Origin of the sequence: Shewanella youngdeokensis (assembly GCF_033180165.1) — a bacterium.
In the GTDB taxonomy this organism is placed as follows: Bacteria; Pseudomonadota; Gammaproteobacteria; order Enterobacterales; family Shewanellaceae; genus Shewanella; species Shewanella youngdeokensis.
Genome location: NZ_CP136522.1, coordinates 3,609,212 through 3,629,444 on the forward strand (window position 1 = coordinate 3,609,212; position 20,233 = coordinate 3,629,444).

Genomic DNA, 20,233 nt, shown 5'->3' on the forward strand with positions numbered 1-20,233 from the left:
CAATGTTAGACTCATAACAATAACCTTCTATGATTAGTTGCCTATGAAGACATCACAATTAGATCTGCGCGAATTACTCGAGTTTAAGCCTAATGGTGGCACCATGAGTTTTCTTGGCAGAAGAACCTATTTATCTGACATGTTTTCACATGGGCTACTAAGAGAGAATGTACAAAGCATTGTCGGCATTGATACAGCCCGCACCCTAATTACACGCACCGCATTTATTCGAGGTTGGTTAGTTGCAGAGCAAATCAAACGAAAGATGCCCGAAGTTTGGGCTGAAGCCAGCGAAGGGAAGCTTGGCCCCATGCTCTGCTCAATGTTTGGCTTTGGCGAAGTACTCAGCAGCCACCGTACCGACGGTACGTCAGGGGAGCCTCTCATTGAAACCTATTTTATTAGCTCCTACGAAGCAGAGCAGCAACTATATTTGGTAGGGCAATCTCAAGATGTGGTATGTTGGGAGCAAGCTGGATTCGCCAGCGGTTACGCTTCACATGTGCAGCAACGTACCGTCTATTTTATAGAGACCCAATGCCAAGCTAAAGGTGACTGCCACTGCCACTTTATTGGCAACTACCTCGAACAATGGGGCGATGAAATCAGCCCATTCCTCCCTTTCTACAAAGGAATATCACACGATAACATTCAACAAGAAATACAAAAAACATTAAAAACTGATGACTGTTTTTCGCGTAATTTCAATACTGGTTTTGATAGCAGCAGCCTCTCTCATGCCAGCCGTTCTGGGTACCCAATGTGCTATAGCTATGCCATGCAAAAGTTGCTGGGAATGGCGATTAACGTTGCTAAAGTTCCCACTTCGGTATTGATTACTGGTGAAAGTGGGGTGGGAAAAGAAAAGCTGGTTAATTATATTTACTCTCATTCCGAAAGAAGTGACCGCCCTTTATTAGCGGTAAACTGTGCCGCCATCTCAGAAACACTCATAGACAGTGAGTTATTTGGGCATGTAAAAGGGGCATTTACTGGCGCAGAAACAAATAAAATCGGCCTATTTGAAAGCGCCAATGGTGGCACCATTTTCCTTGATGAAGTTGGTGAGATAAGCCTTGCAATGCAAGCTAAATTACTGCGTGTTATTCAAGAGAAACAGATCAGGCGAGTCGGTGATAATTGCGTTAAAGACGTCGATGTACGCATTATTTCTGCCACAAATATAGATTTAGCCGCCGCGGTCAAAGCTGGAAAGTTTCGTCAAGATCTCTATTACCGGCTCAATGTCATCGAGCTCACCATTCCGCCATTAAGAAACCGCTACGAAGATATTTTGCCGCTAGCGCGTTTTTTCCTAGAAGACTTTAACATCAAGCTACAACGGAAAATCACCAGTTTTAACTATAAAACAGCAGATCTACTGCTCAGCTATGATTGGCCGGGTAATATACGCCAACTAGCTAACACGATTGAGCGCGCGGTTGTGCTCAGTACTGGCCCACAAATCATGCCAGAAGACTTGCCTGAAGAGTTTCATAAAAATATAAGTAAGGCCTCAGTAGACAACGGAATAAAGCCGCTTATGACAATTGAAAAAAACTATATTATTTCGGTACTAGACACACTAAACAATAATAAAACACTAGCCGCCAAAAAACTCGGTATCAGCTTAGCAACATTGTATAGAAAGCTAAAAGAATACGATATGTAACAACCTCCAGGCATAAGCGTTATTTATACTCCTCTTACCATAGGCAACAGGGGCTTGCCCAGTACCGTTTGAACAACCAGTCATGATAGCCAAAGGTAAACTTCGGGCTATCATGGATTAGTGATTAACGTTAAAAGTAGCCTTTGTACTGCTGATAAACGCCTTCGCTGTCGCCAAGCCATTCTAATAAGTCAATATTGAAAAAGATTGAGCCATTATTATCACTGCGATGCACATAACCAATACTGTATTTATTTTTAATATGAATCGTCAGTCCATGCCCTAGGGCATCGACCTCTTTTCGATCATGGTAAACACTGGTCAACGAAAAACCGATGCCCGTTTTCCACCAATTAACACCAGCCCACTCGACGGCGAGGCTGACATCATCTTTATCGCCATCTTTCAGTTCATCGATATGCTCAAACACCAGACTGGGGCGCAACATAAATGCTTGCCACTGCGGCGGGCCAACAAGATCTGTTCCGTGAAAGTGATTTGACTGCAGCGCCGTTGTTAACCAAACATCAAGGGGCGTTTGGTAGCGCGCTTCTTTTATATAAGCTTTCCAATCGCTTTGGAGCTCAGCAAGCAATTGTCCGTTATCTCTTAACAGCTGAGCATTCAGTAACGCAAAGGCAGGTTTGATTGCACTATTTAAGTTGTCTGCAGCCTGCCGACAGCTCAAATCAAAAGCCGTTTTTTTACATTCGGCTTCCTCTTCATCGCCCAGATACCAAGTGCGATTATTGGCACCATGTGGCGGTAACTTAGCACGTAATATGTATTGCTCATCTCCCTTACCGCGACCTGCATCTTCAAATGTAAAACGGATTGGATTAACGTAATCTAGTTTGACTGAATATTGACTAAGTTGTTGCTGCCAAAGCTCAGTTACGCGATTAATCCCAGGGAAAACAGTTTCAGGATAAGTGGTTTGAGTCACCTCTTTTGCTAAAGCAGCATAATCAAATAATACTGCCTCAAAGGCGGCCGTTTCATCCTCTGTGACTCGCAAAACATGCTCACAGAGCATCGGGCCAACATTGCTTGATAACTCTAGGAGTGACGTGAATTTAGACTGGAAATTGCTCAGCTCAGCATCGGTGTATTCACAAACTATGCGGTCATTACTTTCTGTTTTTTTATCTTGCTCACTTGCTGCTACGCCCAGTGAGCACGCTGCAATTACAACAGCAAATACATTAATAATTTTCATTGGTTGTCGTCCTTAACTTATTACGCTTCGTCCACTATTTCCTTAAGTGTCTTTTGAAACGAATTGAGGGCTTTAGCGACCGAAACAATCGCCTGCACTTTATCTTGCGGTTCGTCATTGTCAGATAAATCATTAACTGCATCTTCGAGCTGCGCGTAGTTGTAATTGATGCTTGTTAACGCATGTTTCGCTACCCCCTGCTGGTATTGGGTGTCTGATATTGCGGGTATATCAAGTAGATTTGCAAATAGCGCATCCGCAACATCTGGCGCCGCCATATACTGCTGTAAATCGTGGGTATTAAGCTCTCGAATCGTGTTCACTTTAATCTGTCGTCCGCCATTTTCTATAGGGCGTTTATATTGCTTAAACCATGTAAAAGGGTCGAACTCATTACGCACATTAAACAGTAAATCGGTACAACCGCCAATATCAGAGGTCACAACAGAATGGTTAGGGTCGGCAATATCATTGAGTAAATTTAATAACCGACTGACGTTAGCAACCATCCAAATTGAGTCAATTTGAAACCGGTCTACGTCTAATTGAGGTACTTTTGCACTAATGTCAGCATCTTTACGAAACAATTTAGCCAATGTGTCATGTAACACCGCGGTGCCTAAACTATGCGAGATAATATGCAGCTTTCTATTACCTAATTCACGTTCAAGCATTAACTCATTAATTTTCTTGGCAAGATCAACGCGAATATTCTCTCCCCAATACATTAATCCGTAATAAATGACATCCATCCAATGGGTATAAAATTGCTCATCCTCGTCAAAGTCGGCAAAAAAGCTGGTCAAGGCAGACACAGCTTGCTCTCCGAGCCCCAACCCTTGCAACACACTAAGGTGCTTAACCAGCTCACCTGCTTTTTCTGCATCTTTAAGACGAATTTCATCTAAATAATCAGAGTAGTTGAATTGAAAAAACTCAACTTCATTATTAATATCAAAATCGACGAGACCAAAATTTTTGGCCGCTTCATTAAGCCCATCGGCAATTGCCTTTTTAGTTTCCCCCGGTTTATGAGTACCCATTCCATGTATCACCAATACCATTGGCTTATTCATAACTAACGCTCCTTGCGTAACTAACTGTATAAAAAACAATATCACCAAACCCTAAACTAGCGCAATACAGCAAAGCTAAAAATTGAGTGCACCGCAAGTAGATGCAAGATGAAACATGGGCATATAGTTAAAGTTACGCCTATCGATAACACATAAACAAGTTTGCTTACCGAGCTTTGTAGTGCCAGCTTTAGCCACTAGCGCGGCGATATGATCAATCCGGCACCTTAAAGTGGTTTGGGTTAAAGCATCAAATCGATCGTATTTTCAATCGCTAAGCTTATGCCACGGTATAGCGTTAATCGCTAATTTCAATTCAGCGCTAAATCACGTAAACTACGCGCTGTTTTTTAAGTCTCTTTTTAGGTAAATCATGATCCGTTTAAACCAAGTAAAACTGCCTCTCGACCACGATGAAGCTGCCTTACAAGATTTTGTATTGCAAAAGCTGTCTATCTCAGCAGAACAGCTGGTCGACATTCATGTGTTTAAACGTGGCTATGATGCGCGTAAAAAGAACCAAATCTGGCTGATATACACCTTAGACATCACCTTGGTTGAGGTAGACGAACCCGCATTGTTGGCATCATTTGCCGATGACCAAAATGTACGCGTCTCACCCGATACTGATTATAAATATGTCACTAAAGCCCCCGACGGGCTAACTGAGCGCCCGATTGTTATTGGTATGGGCCCATGTGGCTTGTTTGTAGGCCTGATATTGGCGCAAATGGGTTTCAAGCCCATCATTTTAGAGCGTGGTAAATCAGTTCATGAACGTGCTAAAGACACCTTCCGCTTTTGGCGTACTAGCGAGCTAAACACCGAGTCAAATGTCCAATTTGGTGAAGGTGGCGCAGGCACTTTCAGTGACGGTAAGCTGTATAGTCAAGTTAAAGACCCTGGATTTAAAGGCTTAAAAGTTAAACAAGAGTTTGTGGCAGCGGGAGCTCCGGCCGAAATTATCTATGTCAGCAAGCCCCACATTGGTACTTACAAATTAGTCACTATGGTCGAAAAAATGCGCCGCGAAATTATTCGTCTCGGCGGCGAAGTACGCTTTGAAACCCGTGTTGACCAGATCAATATCAGCGACCGTAAAGTGACTGGTGTCACCTTAAGAAATGGCGAAGTGTTAAACTCTAAATATGTTATTGCCGCCATCGGTCACAGTGCTCGTGACACTTTCCAAATGCTGCACGACCAAGGCGTATATATGCAAGCCCAGTCGTTTTCTATTGGTTTCCGTATTGAACACAAGCAAGCAATGATTGATAAAGATCGTTTTGGCAGCAACGCTGGCCACCCAATTTTAGGGGCTGCAGATTACAAACTTGTACACCACTGTAAAAATGGCCGTAGTGTTTACAGCTTCTGCATGTGTCCGGGTGGTGTTGTGGTAGCGGCGACGTCTGAAGAGCATGCCGTAGTAACTAACGGAATGAGCCAATACTCGCGCAGTGAACGTAATGCCAACAGCGCCATTGTTGTCGGTATAAACCCAAGCGATTTTGATAACGATCCGCTACAAGGTGTTGCCCTACAACGTAAGCTTGAACGTAACGCATACGTAATGGGTGGCAGTAATTACGACGCACCAGCACAAATGGTTGGCGACTTCTTGGCAGCGGGTGCCGGCAAACCGTTTGAAAACGTTGAGCCATCGTATAAACCCAATGTTAAAATGACCGACTTAAGCGATGCGCTACCGGCTTATGCTATTGATGCCATTCGTGAAGCATTACCGGCATTTGGTAAAAAAATCCGTGGTTTTGACAACAAAGATTCAATGCTAACGGGCGTTGAAACACGCACCTCTTCACCGGTGCAAATTAAGCGCGGCGCCGATTACCAAAGCGTTAACACCAAAGGGTTATACCCTGCTGGCGAAGGTGCCGGCTATGCGGGTGGTATTTTATCTGCCGGTATTGACGGAATTAGCATTGCTGAAGCTGTCGCACTCGACATGCTTAAAGAGTTTGAAAATAGCTAATTAGCCTCAATTAAGTGGCATTGTCGATAACGCCCTCAATAAACAGAGCAGCCCTGTAAATCGGCTGCTCTTTTTATATGTAACCTTACCTACCGGCAGCAATATCCTACGCCACGGCTTTAAATCTGCCAAGCTAGATAGCACGGGGCTTGTAATACATATTATGCTAAAATGTACGTATTCGATTTTCTATACGCTAGCTTCTGTATTTTAAGCCTAGCCGCACCAATTATTAAGGCCCATTATGAGCAAGCTAAATGCAGCAGAGCGTAAAGCCCGTGACAACGAACGTTTTTCACAACGAGTAGATGAACGTAGAGTAAAGGGCGAAGACGTAGTTGCTTACGCACTTGCCAACAAAAAAGCTTTTAAGTTTTTGACTAAAGCAGAAAAGCACAGCCTAAAAGAAAGACAAGCCGCGTTATTAGAAGAGGCCAAGATTAAAGAAAAACAACAACGTGAACTTAAAGAGCAATTAGAGTTAGAACGAATTCAGGCCGCATTTACAGAGCAGTAAACCTGCTAATATCGCCATCAATAGTACAGCACTATTGATGGTGAATTTATTTTTACTGAGCGCTAATCAATAGCGGCTAGTCACACGATGAATTGTAATCGCTTAGCTCAACTAACCCTCGAAGAATAAAGCCGTGATAGCGAGCTTTAACTAACTGAAACCCCATACTCGGAGCGTAGTAATATGTTACTTCTTCTGCGCCCGTCTGCTTAACCGGAATCACATTTAGCTCGCCCCAAGGCTCTATTTTTACAGTTTGTGGCGGTTTTACATGATATTGATAAGGCTCAATGCCATCTGATGCTTGACGGTGCAAAGCAAATTGCTGACGCCCTTGCAGCAAATATTGCCGAATTTGCACCGCTAAAGTATCAACATCACGCAGCGCAATGTCAGTAGAGGTATAGCGAGCAACATCGCCGTCGATATCAACATGCGACGCTCGGCCATTAGCACTAAACGAGACTTGCATGTTTCTGGAGCGAAATCCGCTAACGATTTGATGAAACTTATCAGTTAACCACTCCCCTTCATCCGTTGACCAATACAATTTCGCCTGCTGAAAATATTCGGTTCCTATTCCTAAAATACTGGCTTCGCTGTGAGTGGTGATCACCGCAGAACTCCCCCGCCAATCCTCGGTTCTGGCCATAGTGCCAGTATGTAAGCCACTGAGGTAAATGTTATAATTAGCAGTGCGAGTACACTCCACAAACACTGGAGGCATAGCGGTAAGCGCTGTTTCATTGGCAAAGACTTGTTGACTGCCAACCGCGCCGTGACCAATTACCGCCAACATCACGGCCGTAATCACAGCCAAATTTGTACGTAACCAGCTACGGCCAACTTGGATATTGGCACAAGAGGTAGCCGTCACCACTGACTTGCCAGTATACTCACAGCGTCTCCCCTTATTGAGCTTAAAAAACTTCATTTACATTAAGGTAAAAGTTAGTTTCATTTTCGCCCACGCCGATATCGAGACGTAAGTTGATATTGTCTTTAACTTTAAAGCGGAAACCTGCACCGTAAGCAGTTAATAAATCGTCGGTTAGCTGGTTAACTTTAGGTGCAACACTACCCACAGAGCTCCAAAACACCATGCCATAGCGCTGAAATACAGGTAGACGATACTCAACCTGCCCCATCATCATTTGCTCGTCACGATAACGGCCCTTTATCAGCCCGCGCATTGCATTAGAACCACCTAGATCAGGCAATAAGTTCCACGGCACATCACCCTCGGTAAAGTGCCCCTGTAATTGCCAAGCAATCAACCCCGGTGCAGAGCTCAGTAACTTAGTCGCACTTAAATCAATATAGTTTGCCAGTTCAATATCGTAAGTTGAAAACGAAGCCGACTCGTTGTTGTGATAAAGGCCAGCATCGATTTGAAGCAGCCAGCCTTTAGTTGCATTTAAACGGTAATCGCGTGAATCATAAATACTGGTCAGCACCACACCCGAGCTGAAATTGTTAGGCAGTATGTCCGTCGCATCGACAGGGGTTTCAGTGCTAACTAATTCAAGCTTGTCGGCACTGGCATAAATAAAGTCAGCGCCAACGCCAATAAAATAGTTGCTGGCCACCTCAGTCATCCATCGGGGTTTGAAGCTATACAGCTGCTCTTCAAACTCATGGTGGTTGGTGTCTAAATTCCCTTGTTCAATGCCTTGACCATAATAAACCGCCGCCTCGTTATGCAGCTCTAAATCGAGTAATAAACGTTGTTTACCCTCATTGAAAAAAGTCATGTTTTCAACGGCAACGCCGTATGAATTATTCATTGATACAAACGAGTTTAGTACTAATGATGACGGCTGTTCGGCGACGGATGCGTCGTCTGTTTTATACAGCCCAACCATTAATAAACCGACACCGAATTTTTTTTCTGGCGTGTAATATGCCGTAGGTAAATAGCTCATATCGATAGGCTTTGTTTCGTCAAATCCACCATCAGCACCAAAAACAGACAAGATGTTATCGACCCATGTCGGCTCCATGTTTTCAGGGGTTTCATACAAAGGGTCTACCGCAACGGCAACATTAGAAATAGCGTACAAACTCAGTAAGAAGATCCGTTTCATAAATACTCTAATCGATAATAAATAGCTTAAAAAGGCGCGGTATAACAGGAAGAGCGAGGTGAAAAATATCAAGCTTGTGATTTATCTCGACGACTCGCCCAATATAGTTTACCTATTTGAGCTGCGCATTTTAGCACCCCAAAATAATTCAACAATGATTTTTTAGCTTAGGTATTAGTCAATTACCGCTGCTAAGTTCAATTACTTAAGCAAGAGTCAATTATTTGCTAAGCAGGTGTTCACAGAGTAAAGCCATCCGATTGAGCCTATAACAAGCCCCCCACCGACTAAATAGACATGTAGTCACAATAAGTCGCACCGCCGAAATACAAAGTAATTGAAGTGAATTAATAAGATTACAGTCGATATTAACCTAAGTCACACCGTTCACAGTAATGCATAGAAATGAATCAAAAAAAGAGCCTCTTTTAATGAGGCCCTTTTAATCAAGTAACTAACGCTAATAACAAATTATTCTTCGTAGTGACAAGTCACACAAGCATATGGGTCAGGATATGCAGGATCAGTCATCCAATCGTTATTGGTACGGATCTTCATGTCATCTGGGTACATTCCCCAATATCCTTCCCAGTTAACATTTTCATTTTCTGCCAATACATCTAATTTAACGTGTGGCGCCCACTCTTGAAGTTCAGCTTCTAGTGCGGTAACACCTTCTTTATCGGCAGAGTTAACGGCAATAGACTCGTAAGCACGGTTATAAAGCTCTGGGTCATTCCCCCCGACGAAGCCAGATTCACCTTTAGTGATGTATTTTGACACTGAACCATGATTTTCAGGTATAAAATCTTCTGAGTGACACCAGTAACAACGAGCAAACTCACCATGACCGCTAGGAGCACCATTTGAGCCATGACACTCTGCACATTGGTATGGTGCAATGACTAACTCTGATGGGTCATCTACCGGATGAGACTGGATCTTACCGGTATCATAAATATCAACGAGCTTTGGATTTACACCTAAGTCAGGTGCTATGTCACCTTCGGAGTGAATCCCACTTAATGAGTGACAGTTACCACAGTTAGCAATTCCCCAGCCAAAATGTTCATCATCTAGCGGGTACTTAGCATTACGTGCATCATACTCAGGCCATTTGCCATCACCTGCGACACGTTTTGACTCAATCACTGGGTAATAATCGTACATGTGGAAGTTAACCACGGTCAGTGTATCGCCAGGATTGTTCATCAACCAAACATCACTAAATAAATGGAATTCTTGGTCGACAAACCAATCTTCAACATCTGTTTTAGCAGGATCACAATCAATCTCTTTGTATGCAGCAAAAGGTTCAGCATCGATCAGGCCATCAGGGTAATCTGTAGATGTATCAGTTGGATCTTGGTAATTACTTGTGCCGTTATGGTCACAGTAAGATTCCGAGATATCAACATGCCCCACTAAACCAGGCACTAAATATTTAGCATTAAAATCATTCAATGCCCAGCTAACACCAGTGTTGATCACGTAACCATGAGCACCACCTTTACGCTTACCATTGATTTCGTTAATCACGAAATGGTTAAGCTCAACACCCGATTCTAACTTACCCCAGAAAGAGAAGCCGACTTGCGCTAGACCTTGCTCATTAATACTCAACAGTACATCAGCCATCGTAATCGCTTTGTCTTTGCGGTAAATATCTGGGCGCAGGTTGTGAGAGCGAGCTTCAACATTGTTCAAAAACACAGGCGTCCCACCTGCAACACCAAATTCCTCAATCGGGATCAGCATCACCGAAGGGACAACAATGACCTCAGTATCTTCAGAGTAAAAAGTTGGCTTTGAATTACGGCGACGCTCAGCTTGGTCTAATTGTATTTGCTCCCGACGCTCTGTCATTGCAGGGCTAAATGACTTGAACAATACGCCAGAGTTATTTTCGACTAACACATCTTCAAGACGAAGGTATAAAGCTTCACCTTGTGCGTCGTAAAACTTCTCGCGGCGGAACTCACCAAAATCAATCATGTAAGTTGCATACCAATCAGGATCGCTTTCGTATTCGTTAGTACCGTCACCGTCTGCATCCCAAGTGACTTTCCACTGGTAAGCGTTCAATGTTTCGTCAAAGTTATAGGCAACATCAAAACCATTAACGGTATCACTCAAGTAAAGCAGTACATCAGAAAAGGTGATTTGATTGTCGTTATAGACCTCGCTCTGAATGTATTTGCCATCACCCGCAGCTAAAGAGGCTATTTTGCGTTCACGAAGATCCGCCGGAACAATCTTAAAGCCATTATCCGGAACGCCAGTACCTTGGAACTGTCTGAGCATGTCTTCACGCTCAACTTCATCAATATAGGCATAAAACGTATTTTCAATTTGCCAGTTTACATCTGGCCCCCAAACGTGTTCAAACGCCCCGGTACCGGTGGCAGGTTGAGTGACCTCAGGCTCTGGCGTGGGAGTGACTGCAGACGAATCGCTGTCGCTTCCACACCCTGTTAGCACCAAAGCTGACATCGCTATAGCTAAAAGTGTTTTATTTATGTTCATCACATAATCCTTGCTGTTGCTATTGTTATGTTGTTTATTCCTACCACATCATAAAATATCAACTCGAACACATTGCTTCACAAAAACACACACCTTAATCTCTAATCTACCTAATTGTGGTTAACATCCCAACTTTAATGCCAGAACGAACCTACTCCGCAACTTTACAAGTTTTATGCAAACACAATCGAATTTCATAGTAAATTAGCTGTTGATTTAGAATTCAATCTTGAAAATCTATGCAGTATATAAACAGGCTTTAAACTAAAGGTATTATGGATAAGCAACTATTAGATCAATTTAAATATTGCCGCGATGAACTCAATGAACTAAATAAGACTCTAGGCGCCTCAGATTGTGCCTTTGGTCTAGAGTTCGAGCAACCAACAACCTGGCTTGGAAGGAATTGGCTGAGTTCTTTTAAGCGTAGAAAGTCTATGCTTTTTAGCTCTACACAAGTGGGAGTGCTGTTTGCTCGCAGCCGGAGTTGTATGACAAAATTAGACCCCGATTTAATTAAATCTACTCAAAGCGTTATTCATATTTGGTTATCTGATGTCAGTTTAAGACAACAAAAAATGAAATCTGAATTACTCAATGAGCTAGGTTATTGTAAACAAATTTCGGTCTCGTTTTCGTTACCTAACTTTGATTACCTGAAAGGGTTTTATAGCTTTTTTTATCGTTTAGATTGCCCATTAACGGATGCTGAGCGCACCCAATTACTCAACAATAAGATGACCCATATTCAAATGCTTGGTTCACACATTGCGTCAGAAAGCTTATTAACGGGGCCATTTGAAGATTACAGCATCCTCAAACCATCAACAGTATCGATTATTAAGCACCTTGCTGAAGGGTATTCTCGCAAGGAACTATCAGATATTCATTACATGTCCGCTCGAGGCGTCGATTACCATATAGAAAAAGCCAAGGTGACGCTAGATGCTAAAAACACTTCGCACTTAATACATATCGCGCATCAAATTAAATTAATATAGCGTTGTTAGTGATGAGAATAACTACCATACTAAAGTTTGGTGAATGCCTTTCTAAGCCAGTGCTCAAGTATAAGAAAGGCATAACAAAAAAAGACTAACGCCTTGCATTTAACTGTGCCAATGTACTGATAATTGCACCAACAATATCGATATACAAACCACTACCAAAATCGATGGCCTTATCCAATGTTTCATACTTGCCGTTATATTCTTTCCACTGAAACCCAACAAAAGCACAAAATAAATATATTCCAATCCAGTGTACCAACGGCTTAAACTCACCACTTAACATAAACCAGCCGAATTCAGTCACCGCTAAACACGCTAACACTAGCAGTAGCATCGCTGTTAGCGAGTCAAATACTCGTGCAAAGCAAATAGAAACCGACATCATCAATACCGTAACTACCGCTACAAATTTAATTAATTGCGATATAATTTCAATACCATGCTCTGGTAAAAAGTAACTAAAAAACAGGGCGGTACCAATATTCATAGCACTGTAGCCAATAAAGCTGAATAACGGCTTATCGGACTTATATGCTAGCCAAAAACCAACAATAGTCGTCAACAGGTATGCCCCAATAACCCACAATACTTGCTCACTAGCAAAACTAAACTGAGGCAGATAATTTAGCGTTAAGTATACGCACAGGTATCCCCACATCAGTACCCCTGTGACAACAATATTAAACACTCTAAGACTGACGGCCCTGTCTTTAAAAAATAGCCACTTAAGGTACTCTAGTAACCCACGATCTTGCATACACCCTTACCTTACGCAAATATTGCTCATCAAAAAAAGAGGCAACATGTTACAGGATTAGCATAAACTAAACAGCTATACACCTACTGTAAACGCAAGTTTGCGAGCGCCCTCGCAACACTTTCAATGCGGCGTAACATAGGCAAAAATTCAATTTTAGGCATAGTACTGCAATCAACTTCATCAACGGGCTACTACGCTTAGTCAATAACACTTTGTTTTGTTACCCAAATACAGCTAGAGCCAACAATAAACCAACATGCGTCACTGTGTGATACATTTACTAGTGAACTTGGTGTTCAGTAAGATGTAGTCGTGATTAAAGGAGGTAATTTCGATGACGTTAGCAGCCGTAGTGCCAACAAGACATGCTCACGGATTCACATTAATCGAGCTCGTAGTGGTAATAATCATATTAGGCATACTTGCCGTTGTTGCCGCCCCTAAGTTTTTATCACTTAAAGCCGACGCATACAGTGCCAGCATGCAAGGCGTTTCAGGCGCCATTGGCAGTGCCAAAGAGTTAGTGCACTCCGCCTGTATGATAAGAGCTGAATGCGACGCCACGGCACCTGCAGGTAATAGCAACATTATGGTGGTAGAAGGCGCGCAAATTAGGCTTGCTTACGGCTACCCGCGCCATACTTTAGCGGGTATTGCTCGCGCTGTTAATATTGTTGACGGTGTCGATTTTGAAATCACCACCTACGACATTGCTGGTCGTAAAGGCTTGAGAATAAGGCCAGAAGCCGACTACTCAGTTAATGACTGCGAGATCCGCTATTCAGAGCCACAAAACCCCAATGAACCGCCGGTGATAGAATATGACTTAGACGGCTGCTAACAACTTCCAGCAACAAACACCCATTAAAAAGCCTTAGCACTTATTAATTAAGTCGCTAAGGCTTTAATGATCAGCTAAGCAATCGCGGCGTTGACGAGTCAACTCTAGCAGTTCTAACTAAGCTAGTCGCCGACACAACACAGGTTAAAGTGTAGCTTCGTCTCTTAACGCTTTAAACTGTTCTAGCAATGCGCGCTCAGCTTCAGTTAATCCCGTTGGAATGTCGACTTTGATTTGAACAAACAAATCACCAGTTACACCTTTACGGTCGGTTACCCCTTTGCCCTTAATTTTAAACTTACGTCCAGGTTGGGTACCCGCTGGTACTTTAAGCTTAAAGCGCATCTCCAGCACATTAACTTCAATTTCGCTACCTAATGCAGCTGACGCCATATCAACTACGGCAGTGTAAATTAGATCGTTTTCTTCGCGTTCGAGGTTCTCATGCCTGCGGGTAGCAATCGTCAACAGTAGATCGCCTGCTGGGCCGCCATTTACGCCCGCACCACCTTTACCGCTAAAGCGAATTTTCTCGCCGTCTTTGATCCCCGCGGGGATCTTAACCTTAATTTTTTTCGTTGTGCCATTAATTGGCAACTCAACGACCTTTTCAGCGCCCTGCACCGCATCAACAAAGTCGACCGTGAACGCAAAGTCTTTATCTTGCCCTTTTTGAGCGCGACTACGTCCGCCCCTAGCTTGCGAAAACATACTTTCGAAATCGCTGCCACCAAAGCCACGCTGACCAAAGCCGCCACCAAATATGTCGTCAAAGCCGCCATGACTGTAGCGCTGCCTATCTTGCCCGCCATTGGAAAACGCATCATGACCAAAATCATCATATTGTTGACGTTTGTCAGCATCGGTCAACACTTCATAGGCTTCTTTGGCATTTTTAAACTTGGTTTCTGCCGCGCTATCACCCGGATTTTTATCCGGATGGTACTTCATCGCCAATTTTTTATAGGCTTTTTTAATCTCTTGATTTGAGGAGGTCTTTGAAACACCCAGCACGCTGTAATAATCTTGTTTAGACACGCTAAACCCTCACTAATGTATCACTCAAAAAAGGGTCATGAATTGTATCTGCCCCCTAAAAAATAACAAGCTTATGTGTTTATGAGCATAAGTGACTATTTAGTCCAATCTTGTCTTGTGTACCTATTGTAATGCTATTTGATAATTTAAACTCGTCATCTGCAGTATTCTATTAAAGATATTTACAGGCAGGCGGCCTCAACCTGCACAATTAAAAGCCTCTAACCAACAGCCTCCGCCTAGCAATGATTATCCCTGCGGCTAAATTAGAGGGCTTGATTAGGTTTTAGTCCACTAACCTCTTGCACGACTCGTGGCATGGATAACTTACTTTTTTGGGGGCTCTAGCCGTTATTCAACCATGCAGCAGGACTCAAGTAAGAACAGAATGTCGCGTTTTTTTGCGCCGCGCGTTTAAAGATCACCCTGAAGTACAACTCCATAGCAAACTCTAAACACAAAAAAACCGATACTGTTAAGTATCGGCTTTCTTTATTTGGTTTTAAGCTTTAAGGCTTCAGACCAGCAAAGTATTTACGCAGGATAAATTGATTATGACAAGGCGCCTTGAGCGACGCGTAGTTTTTCTTACGCGAGCGAATGGCAACGCAGTAAGAATCAATTTAAACCAGTAAATTACATGCCCATGCCGCCCATACCGCCCATTCCACCCATACCGCCCATACCACCCATATCAGGTGCACCGGCTGCTTCTTGTGGAATTTCGCCGACCATAGCTTCGGTGGTGATCATAAGACCTGCGATTGAAGAAGCGTACTGTAGCGCGCTACGGGTTACTTTGGTTGGGTCAAGAATACCCATTTCTAGCATGTCACCGTATGTGTCGTTACCGGCGTTGTAACCGTAGTTACCTGTACCGTTTTTAACGTTGTTAGCCACAACTGAACCTTCTTCACCGGCGTTAGCCGCGATTTGGCGAAGTGGTGCTTCCATTGCACGTAGTGCAATGATAACGCCGTGTTTTTGGTCTTCGTTGATTACAGCAACTTCACCGATTTTGCTTGCTACACGTACAAGTGCAACACCACCACCGGCAACCACGCCTTCTTCAACTGCAGCGCGAGTCGCGTGAAGAGCATCTTCTACGCGGGCTTTCTTCTCTTTCATTTCAACTTCTGTTGCTGCGCCAACTTTAATAACAGCTACGCCGCCTGCAAGTTTAGCCATACGCTCTTGAAGTTTTTCTTTATCGTAGTCTGAAGTAGATTCTTCAGCTTGGATTTTAATTTGTGCAACACGTGCTTTGATTTGTGTCTCTTCACCTGTACCGTCGATAATAGTGGTATCGTCTTTAGTGATGATCACGCGCTTAGCTGTACCTAGATCTTCTAGAGTCGCTTTTTCAAGCTCTAGACCAATTTCTTCAGCAATTACAGTACCACCCGTTAAGATAGCGATATCTTGTAGCATCGCTTTACGACGGTCGCCAAAACCTGGGGCTTTAACTGCTGCAACTTTAACAATGCCGCGCATGTTGTTTACAACTAATGTCGCTAGCGCTTCGCCTTCAACGTCTTCTGCTACGATAAGCAATGGCTTACCGGTTTTAGCTAGACCTTCAAGAATTGGCAGCAATTCACGGATGTTTGATACTTTTTTATCAACCAACAAAATGAACGGTGCTTCTAGTTCAACACTGCCGGTTTCTGGCTTGTTGATGAAGTATGGTGATAGGTAACCGCGGTCAAACTGCATACCTTCAACAACGTCTAGTTCGTTTTCAAGGGCTTGGCCTTCTTCTACGGTGATAACGCCTTCTTTACCTACACGATCCATCGCTGTTGCGATGATGTCGCCGATAGATTCGTCAGAGTTAGCAGAGATGGTGCCCACTTGAGCAATTGCTTTGGTGTCGCTACATTCTTGTGAAAGAGTCTTTAGCTCAGCAACAGCTGCGATTACTGCTTTGTCGATACCGCGCTTAAGATCCATTGGGTTCATACCGGCAGCAACGGCTTTTAGGCCTTCTGTCACAATTGACTGTGCAAGAACTGTTGCTGTAGTGGTACCGTCACCGGCAGCGTCGTTGGCTTTAGAAGCAACTTCTTTCACCATTTGCGCGCCCATGTTTTCGAACTTATCTTCAAGTTCGATTTCTTTGGCTACTGACACACCATCTTTAGTGATTAGCGGTGCGCCAAAGCTTTTGTCTAGAACAACGTTACGACCTTTTGGGCCTAAAGTTACTTTTACTGCGTTTGCAAGAATGTTGACACCGTTTAGCATTTTTAAACGTGCATCATTTCCAAATAATACTTCTTTAGCTGACATGTTGATTATCCTTTAAATTCTTATAGGTCCGGCAACGTGGCTATGGCCTTGGGTTACCGGTGATTATGGTCGGGACTATTGCTGCGTGTAGGGTTAGCCTACAACTGCCATTAAGTCTGATTCAGATAAGATCAGGACTTCTTCACCATCAATCTTTTCTTTTTTCACGCCGTAACCTTCGTTGAAGATCACGATGTCGCCAACTTTAACGTCTAGCGCCATAACGCTACCGTTTTCAAGAATGCGTCCATTACCAACAGCCAACACTTCACCGCGAGTAGATTGCTCTGCTGCACTACCTGTTAGCACGATGCCACCAGCTGACTTTGATTCAACTTCTGAACGTTTAACTATGACACGATCATGTAATGGGCGAATATTCATCGATGGATGCTCCTATTGTTTTAGTCTCCAGCGTTTTTTGCTGGTTATTAAAGATTTAACGACTTAGACGGTTTGAGCCTTAGCTTAAACAAAATGCCGCTTTATGTTCGAGATATGGGGGTTAAGATGTGTAGTTCCAAGTCCCATTTATAAAATAAATGCTATTTTTTTTACCTACATTTTATATAAATAGAATTAAGCCTGCTAGAATCCTGCGTCAAAGCATAGACTAGGCCACACATCCTCATGAATGACAGACACGGGCTGCTGACCCAGCCAATCGGTCGTGTACTGCTAAAAATGACACTTCCTAACCTGATTGGTGCGCTGACTATTCTTGGGTTTGGCATTGTCGACACATTTTTTATCAGCCAATTAGGTACTGAATCATTAGCAGCAATTAGCTTTACCTTTCCAGTGGCCTTAATTATTGTCAGCCTGTGTATTGGTATTGGTGCGGGCGTATCGACCTATTTAGGTCGACTAATTGGCAGTGGTCAACCCGATAAGGCTAAAGTGTTTTTGCACGATGCTTTGCTGCTAACTTTTTTGTTAACCACTCTTATTTCAACATTTGGCAGTATTCTTGTTGAGCCCATATTTAGTTTACTTGGCGCTAATGATTCGAGTTTACCGTTAATAAAAAACTATATGTTAGTGTGGTTTTTAGGCGCACCGATGCTAACGTTACTTATGGTGGGCAATCAAGCACTAAGAGCCACCGGCGATACTAAGTCGCCCGCAAAAATCATGTTGTATTCGTCTATTATCAACTTCGTATTAGATCCACTACTCATATTTGGTATTGGGCCTTTCCCACGCATGGAGATCCAGGGGGCGGCTATTGCCACGGTGGCATCTTGGATGGTTGGCCTCGTATTTGCGATTAATCTGTTAGTTTTTAAAAGTAAGGTTGTTGATTTTCCGGATGTAGATATGCAACGGATTAAATACAATTGGCAGCAACTCGCACGGATTGCTCAACCCGCCGCACTGATGAATTTATTAAACCCTGTGACCAACGCTATTCTCATGGGAATGCTAGCGCGTATGGACCAAGCGGCCGTGGCGGCTTTTGGTGCCGGAACTCGGCTAGAGTCGATATTGTTGATGGTGGTTACGGGGCTGTCGTCAAGCCTTATGCCTTTTGTAGCGCAAAACCTCGGCGCTGGCCAACATCAGCGAGCACAAGGCGCGCTAATGCTGTCAATTAAGTTTATATTTGTGTTTCAAATGGCCATGTATTTACCACTAATATTACTTGCAGAACCCATTGCTAGAATTTTTAGCCAAGATCCTACCGTAATTGAATGGCTAAGTTTTTACATTATGATTATGCCTGCAGCTTATGGTCCATTGGGCGTTATTATTTTGGTAGGCACTTCACTAAATGCCTACCATCGACCGATGTATTCTTTATTGCTCAATATTTGCCGGCTATTTTTACTGATGCTGCCATTGGCGGCTATTGGTGCATATTATGGCGGTATAAAAGGTCTGTTAATCGCGCTGCCAATTACAAACGCCATTATGGGCGCTGTTTGCTATATCGTAGCTCGCCAAATTTCAGAGCCCCTTCACATACCTCAACACAATTAGGAACAACCAATGCAGGTGCTTAAAAAAGTTTTCATAGATGAAGATTTCACCCAACAAGATTTACAAGGAGCTAAGTTTGAGCATTGTGAATTTCAGCGCTGCAGGTTTAACCATTGTGATTTAACCGATGCCATTTTTTTGCATTGCAAGTTTATTGTTATCGGTGAAGATGAAGGTTGTGATTTTAGTTTTGCCACTTTAAACAGTGCAAGCTTTAAGCACTGTAATTTAAGTATGAGCTTGTTTAATGGCGCGCGCTGCTTTGGCATTGAAATGCGCGAATGTAACCTACAAGGTTGCGATTTTGGCCGCACCAGTTTTGCCAATTATATTACCGCTAAAAGCTATTTTTGTTCTGCTTACATTACCGCTTGTAACTTAGTTTATGCAGATTTACATGGCGTATTGCTTGAAGAGTGTGAATTGTTTGATAACCGCTGGCGTGGTGCGAATTTATCAGGTGCATCACTAAATGGGTCAGACTTAAGTGGTGGTGAGTTTTCAGCAGAGCAATGGGGCACTTTTACGTTAACCGGAAGTAACCTAACTCGCTGCGAGCTTGATGGGTTAGACCCACGTCGAGTGTCACTACAGGGTGTATTCATTAACCAGTGGCAACAAGAGCAGTTATTAGCCCCTTTAGGGTTAATTGTCACTCCAGATTAACCCTAACGCTGTTGGCGTATTTATTCGCCATGAAATACTCTGGAGCGGTTAACCGACCGCTCTAGCGCAGCCTAAACTTAGCAAATAAGCGCAACAATGCTGTTCATATTTGCCTACACCACACTAGCGTGAATTTTGATGACACCACCTGTATTTACCCGCCCATCGCTTACGCATATATTATGTAGCGGCCTACTTTGTGGCAGCCTGTTGGCATGCACTTCAAACCACAACCCGCCCAGAGAGTCACAAGAACATGCCATAGCTGTAATGGTTCAACAACTTGATAAGGCGATAACAAACCCGCAAACCAGCTCTATTACTATCATCAGTCAATATGGTCGCGACTCACGTTATTACGTTATGGTTCGGGGCTGGTTAATGCAGGAGTTGTTGGGGACAAAAAGCCAGCTTGAAGCATATCGCCAGCAAGATGAACATCAGCGCAAGCTGCAACAAAAAGTGCTTTTGCTGCAACAAGCCCTACGGCGCATTGACCTTGAATAACCCATACCAAGCCCATGGGTTATGAGTCACAATATCGCCGCTTAGA

Annotated in this window: 17 protein-coding genes; 8 read left to right on the forward strand and 9 right to left on the reverse strand. The window is 43.3% G+C overall.

Annotation, left to right across the window (positions count from 1 at the left end):
- Positions 1-43 precede the first annotated feature (43 nt).
- Positions 44-1,672, forward strand: a complete 1,629-nt coding sequence (locus RGE70_RS15605) for a sigma 54-interacting transcriptional regulator (protein WP_310472360.1) — start codon at positions 44-46, stop codon at positions 1,670-1,672.
- Between the two features lie 130 nt (positions 1,673-1,802).
- Here RGE70_RS15605 and RGE70_RS15610 read toward each other — a convergent pair whose 3' ends face one another.
- Together RGE70_RS15610 and RGE70_RS15615 are read right to left on the reverse strand one after the other, a co-directional pair.
- Positions 1,803-2,891 (reverse strand): hypothetical protein, encoded by a 1,089-nt coding sequence (locus tag RGE70_RS15610; RefSeq protein WP_310472361.1) that lies wholly within the window; start codon positions 2,889-2,891, stop codon positions 1,803-1,805.
- Between the two features lie 20 nt (positions 2,892-2,911).
- Positions 2,912-3,967, reverse strand: coding sequence for a hypothetical protein (locus tag RGE70_RS15615; RefSeq protein WP_310472362.1), 1,056 nt, complete (start codon positions 3,965-3,967; stop codon positions 2,912-2,914).
- 373 nt (positions 3,968-4,340) lie between these two features.
- Here RGE70_RS15615 and RGE70_RS15620 point away from each other — a divergent pair, with 373 nt between their 5' ends.
- Both RGE70_RS15620 and RGE70_RS15625 read left to right on the forward strand, forming a co-directional pair.
- Positions 4,341-5,960 carry an NAD(P)/FAD-dependent oxidoreductase gene (locus tag RGE70_RS15620; protein ID WP_310472363.1) on the forward strand — a complete coding sequence of 540 codons (1,620 nt, stop codon included), beginning with the start codon at positions 4,341-4,343 and terminating at the stop codon, positions 5,958-5,960.
- A 244-nt stretch (positions 5,961-6,204) separates the two neighbouring features.
- A complete protein-coding gene (locus tag RGE70_RS15625; RefSeq protein WP_310472364.1) occupies positions 6,205-6,477 on the forward strand; it encodes a DNA polymerase III subunit epsilon in 273 nt (90 codons plus the stop codon).
- A 76-nt stretch (positions 6,478-6,553) separates the two neighbouring features.
- On the opposite strand, the gene RGE70_RS15630 is transcribed toward RGE70_RS15625, so the two are convergent.
- The 3 genes from RGE70_RS15630 to RGE70_RS15640 all read right to left on the reverse strand — a co-directional run bounded on the left by RGE70_RS15630 (position 6,554) and on the right by RGE70_RS15640 (position 11,090).
- Positions 6,554-7,411: a hypothetical protein gene (locus RGE70_RS15630; RefSeq protein ID WP_310472365.1), complete on the reverse strand. Its 858-nt coding sequence runs from the start codon at positions 7,409-7,411 to the stop codon at positions 6,554-6,556.
- Positions 7,398-8,564, reverse strand: coding sequence for a BamA/TamA family outer membrane protein (locus tag RGE70_RS15635; RefSeq protein WP_310472366.1), 1,167 nt, complete (start codon positions 8,562-8,564; stop codon positions 7,398-7,400). The genes RGE70_RS15630 and RGE70_RS15635 overlap by 14 nt, the downstream gene beginning before the upstream one ends.
- 471 nt (positions 8,565-9,035) lie before the next feature.
- Positions 9,036-11,090, reverse strand: a complete 2,055-nt coding sequence (locus tag RGE70_RS15640) for a hypothetical protein (RefSeq protein ID WP_310472367.1) — start codon at positions 11,088-11,090, stop codon at positions 9,036-9,038.
- A 491-nt stretch (positions 11,091-11,581) separates the two neighbouring features.
- Here RGE70_RS15640 and RGE70_RS15645 point away from each other — a divergent pair, with 491 nt between their 5' ends.
- Positions 11,582-12,091: a helix-turn-helix transcriptional regulator gene (locus RGE70_RS15645; RefSeq protein ID WP_310472368.1), complete on the forward strand. Its 510-nt coding sequence runs from the start codon at positions 11,582-11,584 to the stop codon at positions 12,089-12,091.
- Positions 12,092-12,185: 94 nt separating this feature from the next.
- On the opposite strand, the gene RGE70_RS15650 is transcribed toward RGE70_RS15645, so the two are convergent.
- A complete protein-coding gene (locus tag RGE70_RS15650) occupies positions 12,186-12,857 on the reverse strand; it encodes a hypothetical protein (RefSeq protein WP_310472369.1) in 672 nt (223 codons plus the stop codon).
- Between the two features lie 337 nt (positions 12,858-13,194).
- On the opposite strand from RGE70_RS15650, the gene RGE70_RS15655 reads away from it, so the two are divergent.
- Positions 13,195-13,701 carry a type II secretion system protein gene (locus RGE70_RS15655; RefSeq protein WP_310472370.1) on the forward strand — a complete coding sequence of 169 codons (507 nt, stop codon included), beginning with the start codon at positions 13,195-13,197 and terminating at the stop codon, positions 13,699-13,701.
- 144 nt (positions 13,702-13,845) lie between these two features.
- On the opposite strand, the gene RGE70_RS15660 is transcribed toward RGE70_RS15655, so the two are convergent.
- The 3 genes from RGE70_RS15660 to RGE70_RS15670 all read right to left on the reverse strand — a co-directional run bounded on the left by RGE70_RS15660 (position 13,846) and on the right by RGE70_RS15670 (position 17,415).
- Positions 13,846-14,739, reverse strand: coding sequence for a DnaJ C-terminal domain-containing protein (locus tag RGE70_RS15660; protein ID WP_310472371.1), 894 nt, complete (start codon positions 14,737-14,739; stop codon positions 13,846-13,848).
- A gap of 636 nt (positions 14,740-15,375) precedes the next feature.
- A complete protein-coding gene (groL, locus tag RGE70_RS15665; protein ID WP_310472372.1) occupies positions 15,376-17,031 on the reverse strand; it encodes a chaperonin GroEL in 1,656 nt (551 codons plus the stop codon).
- 93 nt (positions 17,032-17,124) lie between these two features.
- Positions 17,125-17,415: a co-chaperone GroES gene (locus RGE70_RS15670; protein ID WP_202286561.1), complete on the reverse strand. Its 291-nt coding sequence runs from the start codon at positions 17,413-17,415 to the stop codon at positions 17,125-17,127.
- 246 nt (positions 17,416-17,661) lie between these two features.
- Here RGE70_RS15670 and RGE70_RS15675 point away from each other — a divergent pair, with 246 nt between their 5' ends.
- The 3 genes from RGE70_RS15675 to RGE70_RS15685 all read left to right on the forward strand — a co-directional run bounded on the left by RGE70_RS15675 (position 17,662) and on the right by RGE70_RS15685 (position 20,187).
- Positions 17,662-19,014: an MATE family efflux transporter gene (locus tag RGE70_RS15675; RefSeq protein ID WP_310472373.1), complete on the forward strand. Its 1,353-nt coding sequence runs from the start codon at positions 17,662-17,664 to the stop codon at positions 19,012-19,014.
- A 9-nt stretch (positions 19,015-19,023) separates the two neighbouring features.
- Positions 19,024-19,680, forward strand: a complete 657-nt coding sequence (locus RGE70_RS15680) for a Qnr family pentapeptide repeat protein (RefSeq protein WP_310472374.1) — start codon at positions 19,024-19,026, stop codon at positions 19,678-19,680.
- Between the two features lie 138 nt (positions 19,681-19,818).
- Complete coding sequence (locus RGE70_RS15685; protein WP_310472375.1) at positions 19,819-20,187, forward strand: hypothetical protein; 369 nt, start codon at positions 19,819-19,821, stop codon at positions 20,185-20,187.
- Positions 20,188-20,233: the final 46 nt, after the last annotated feature.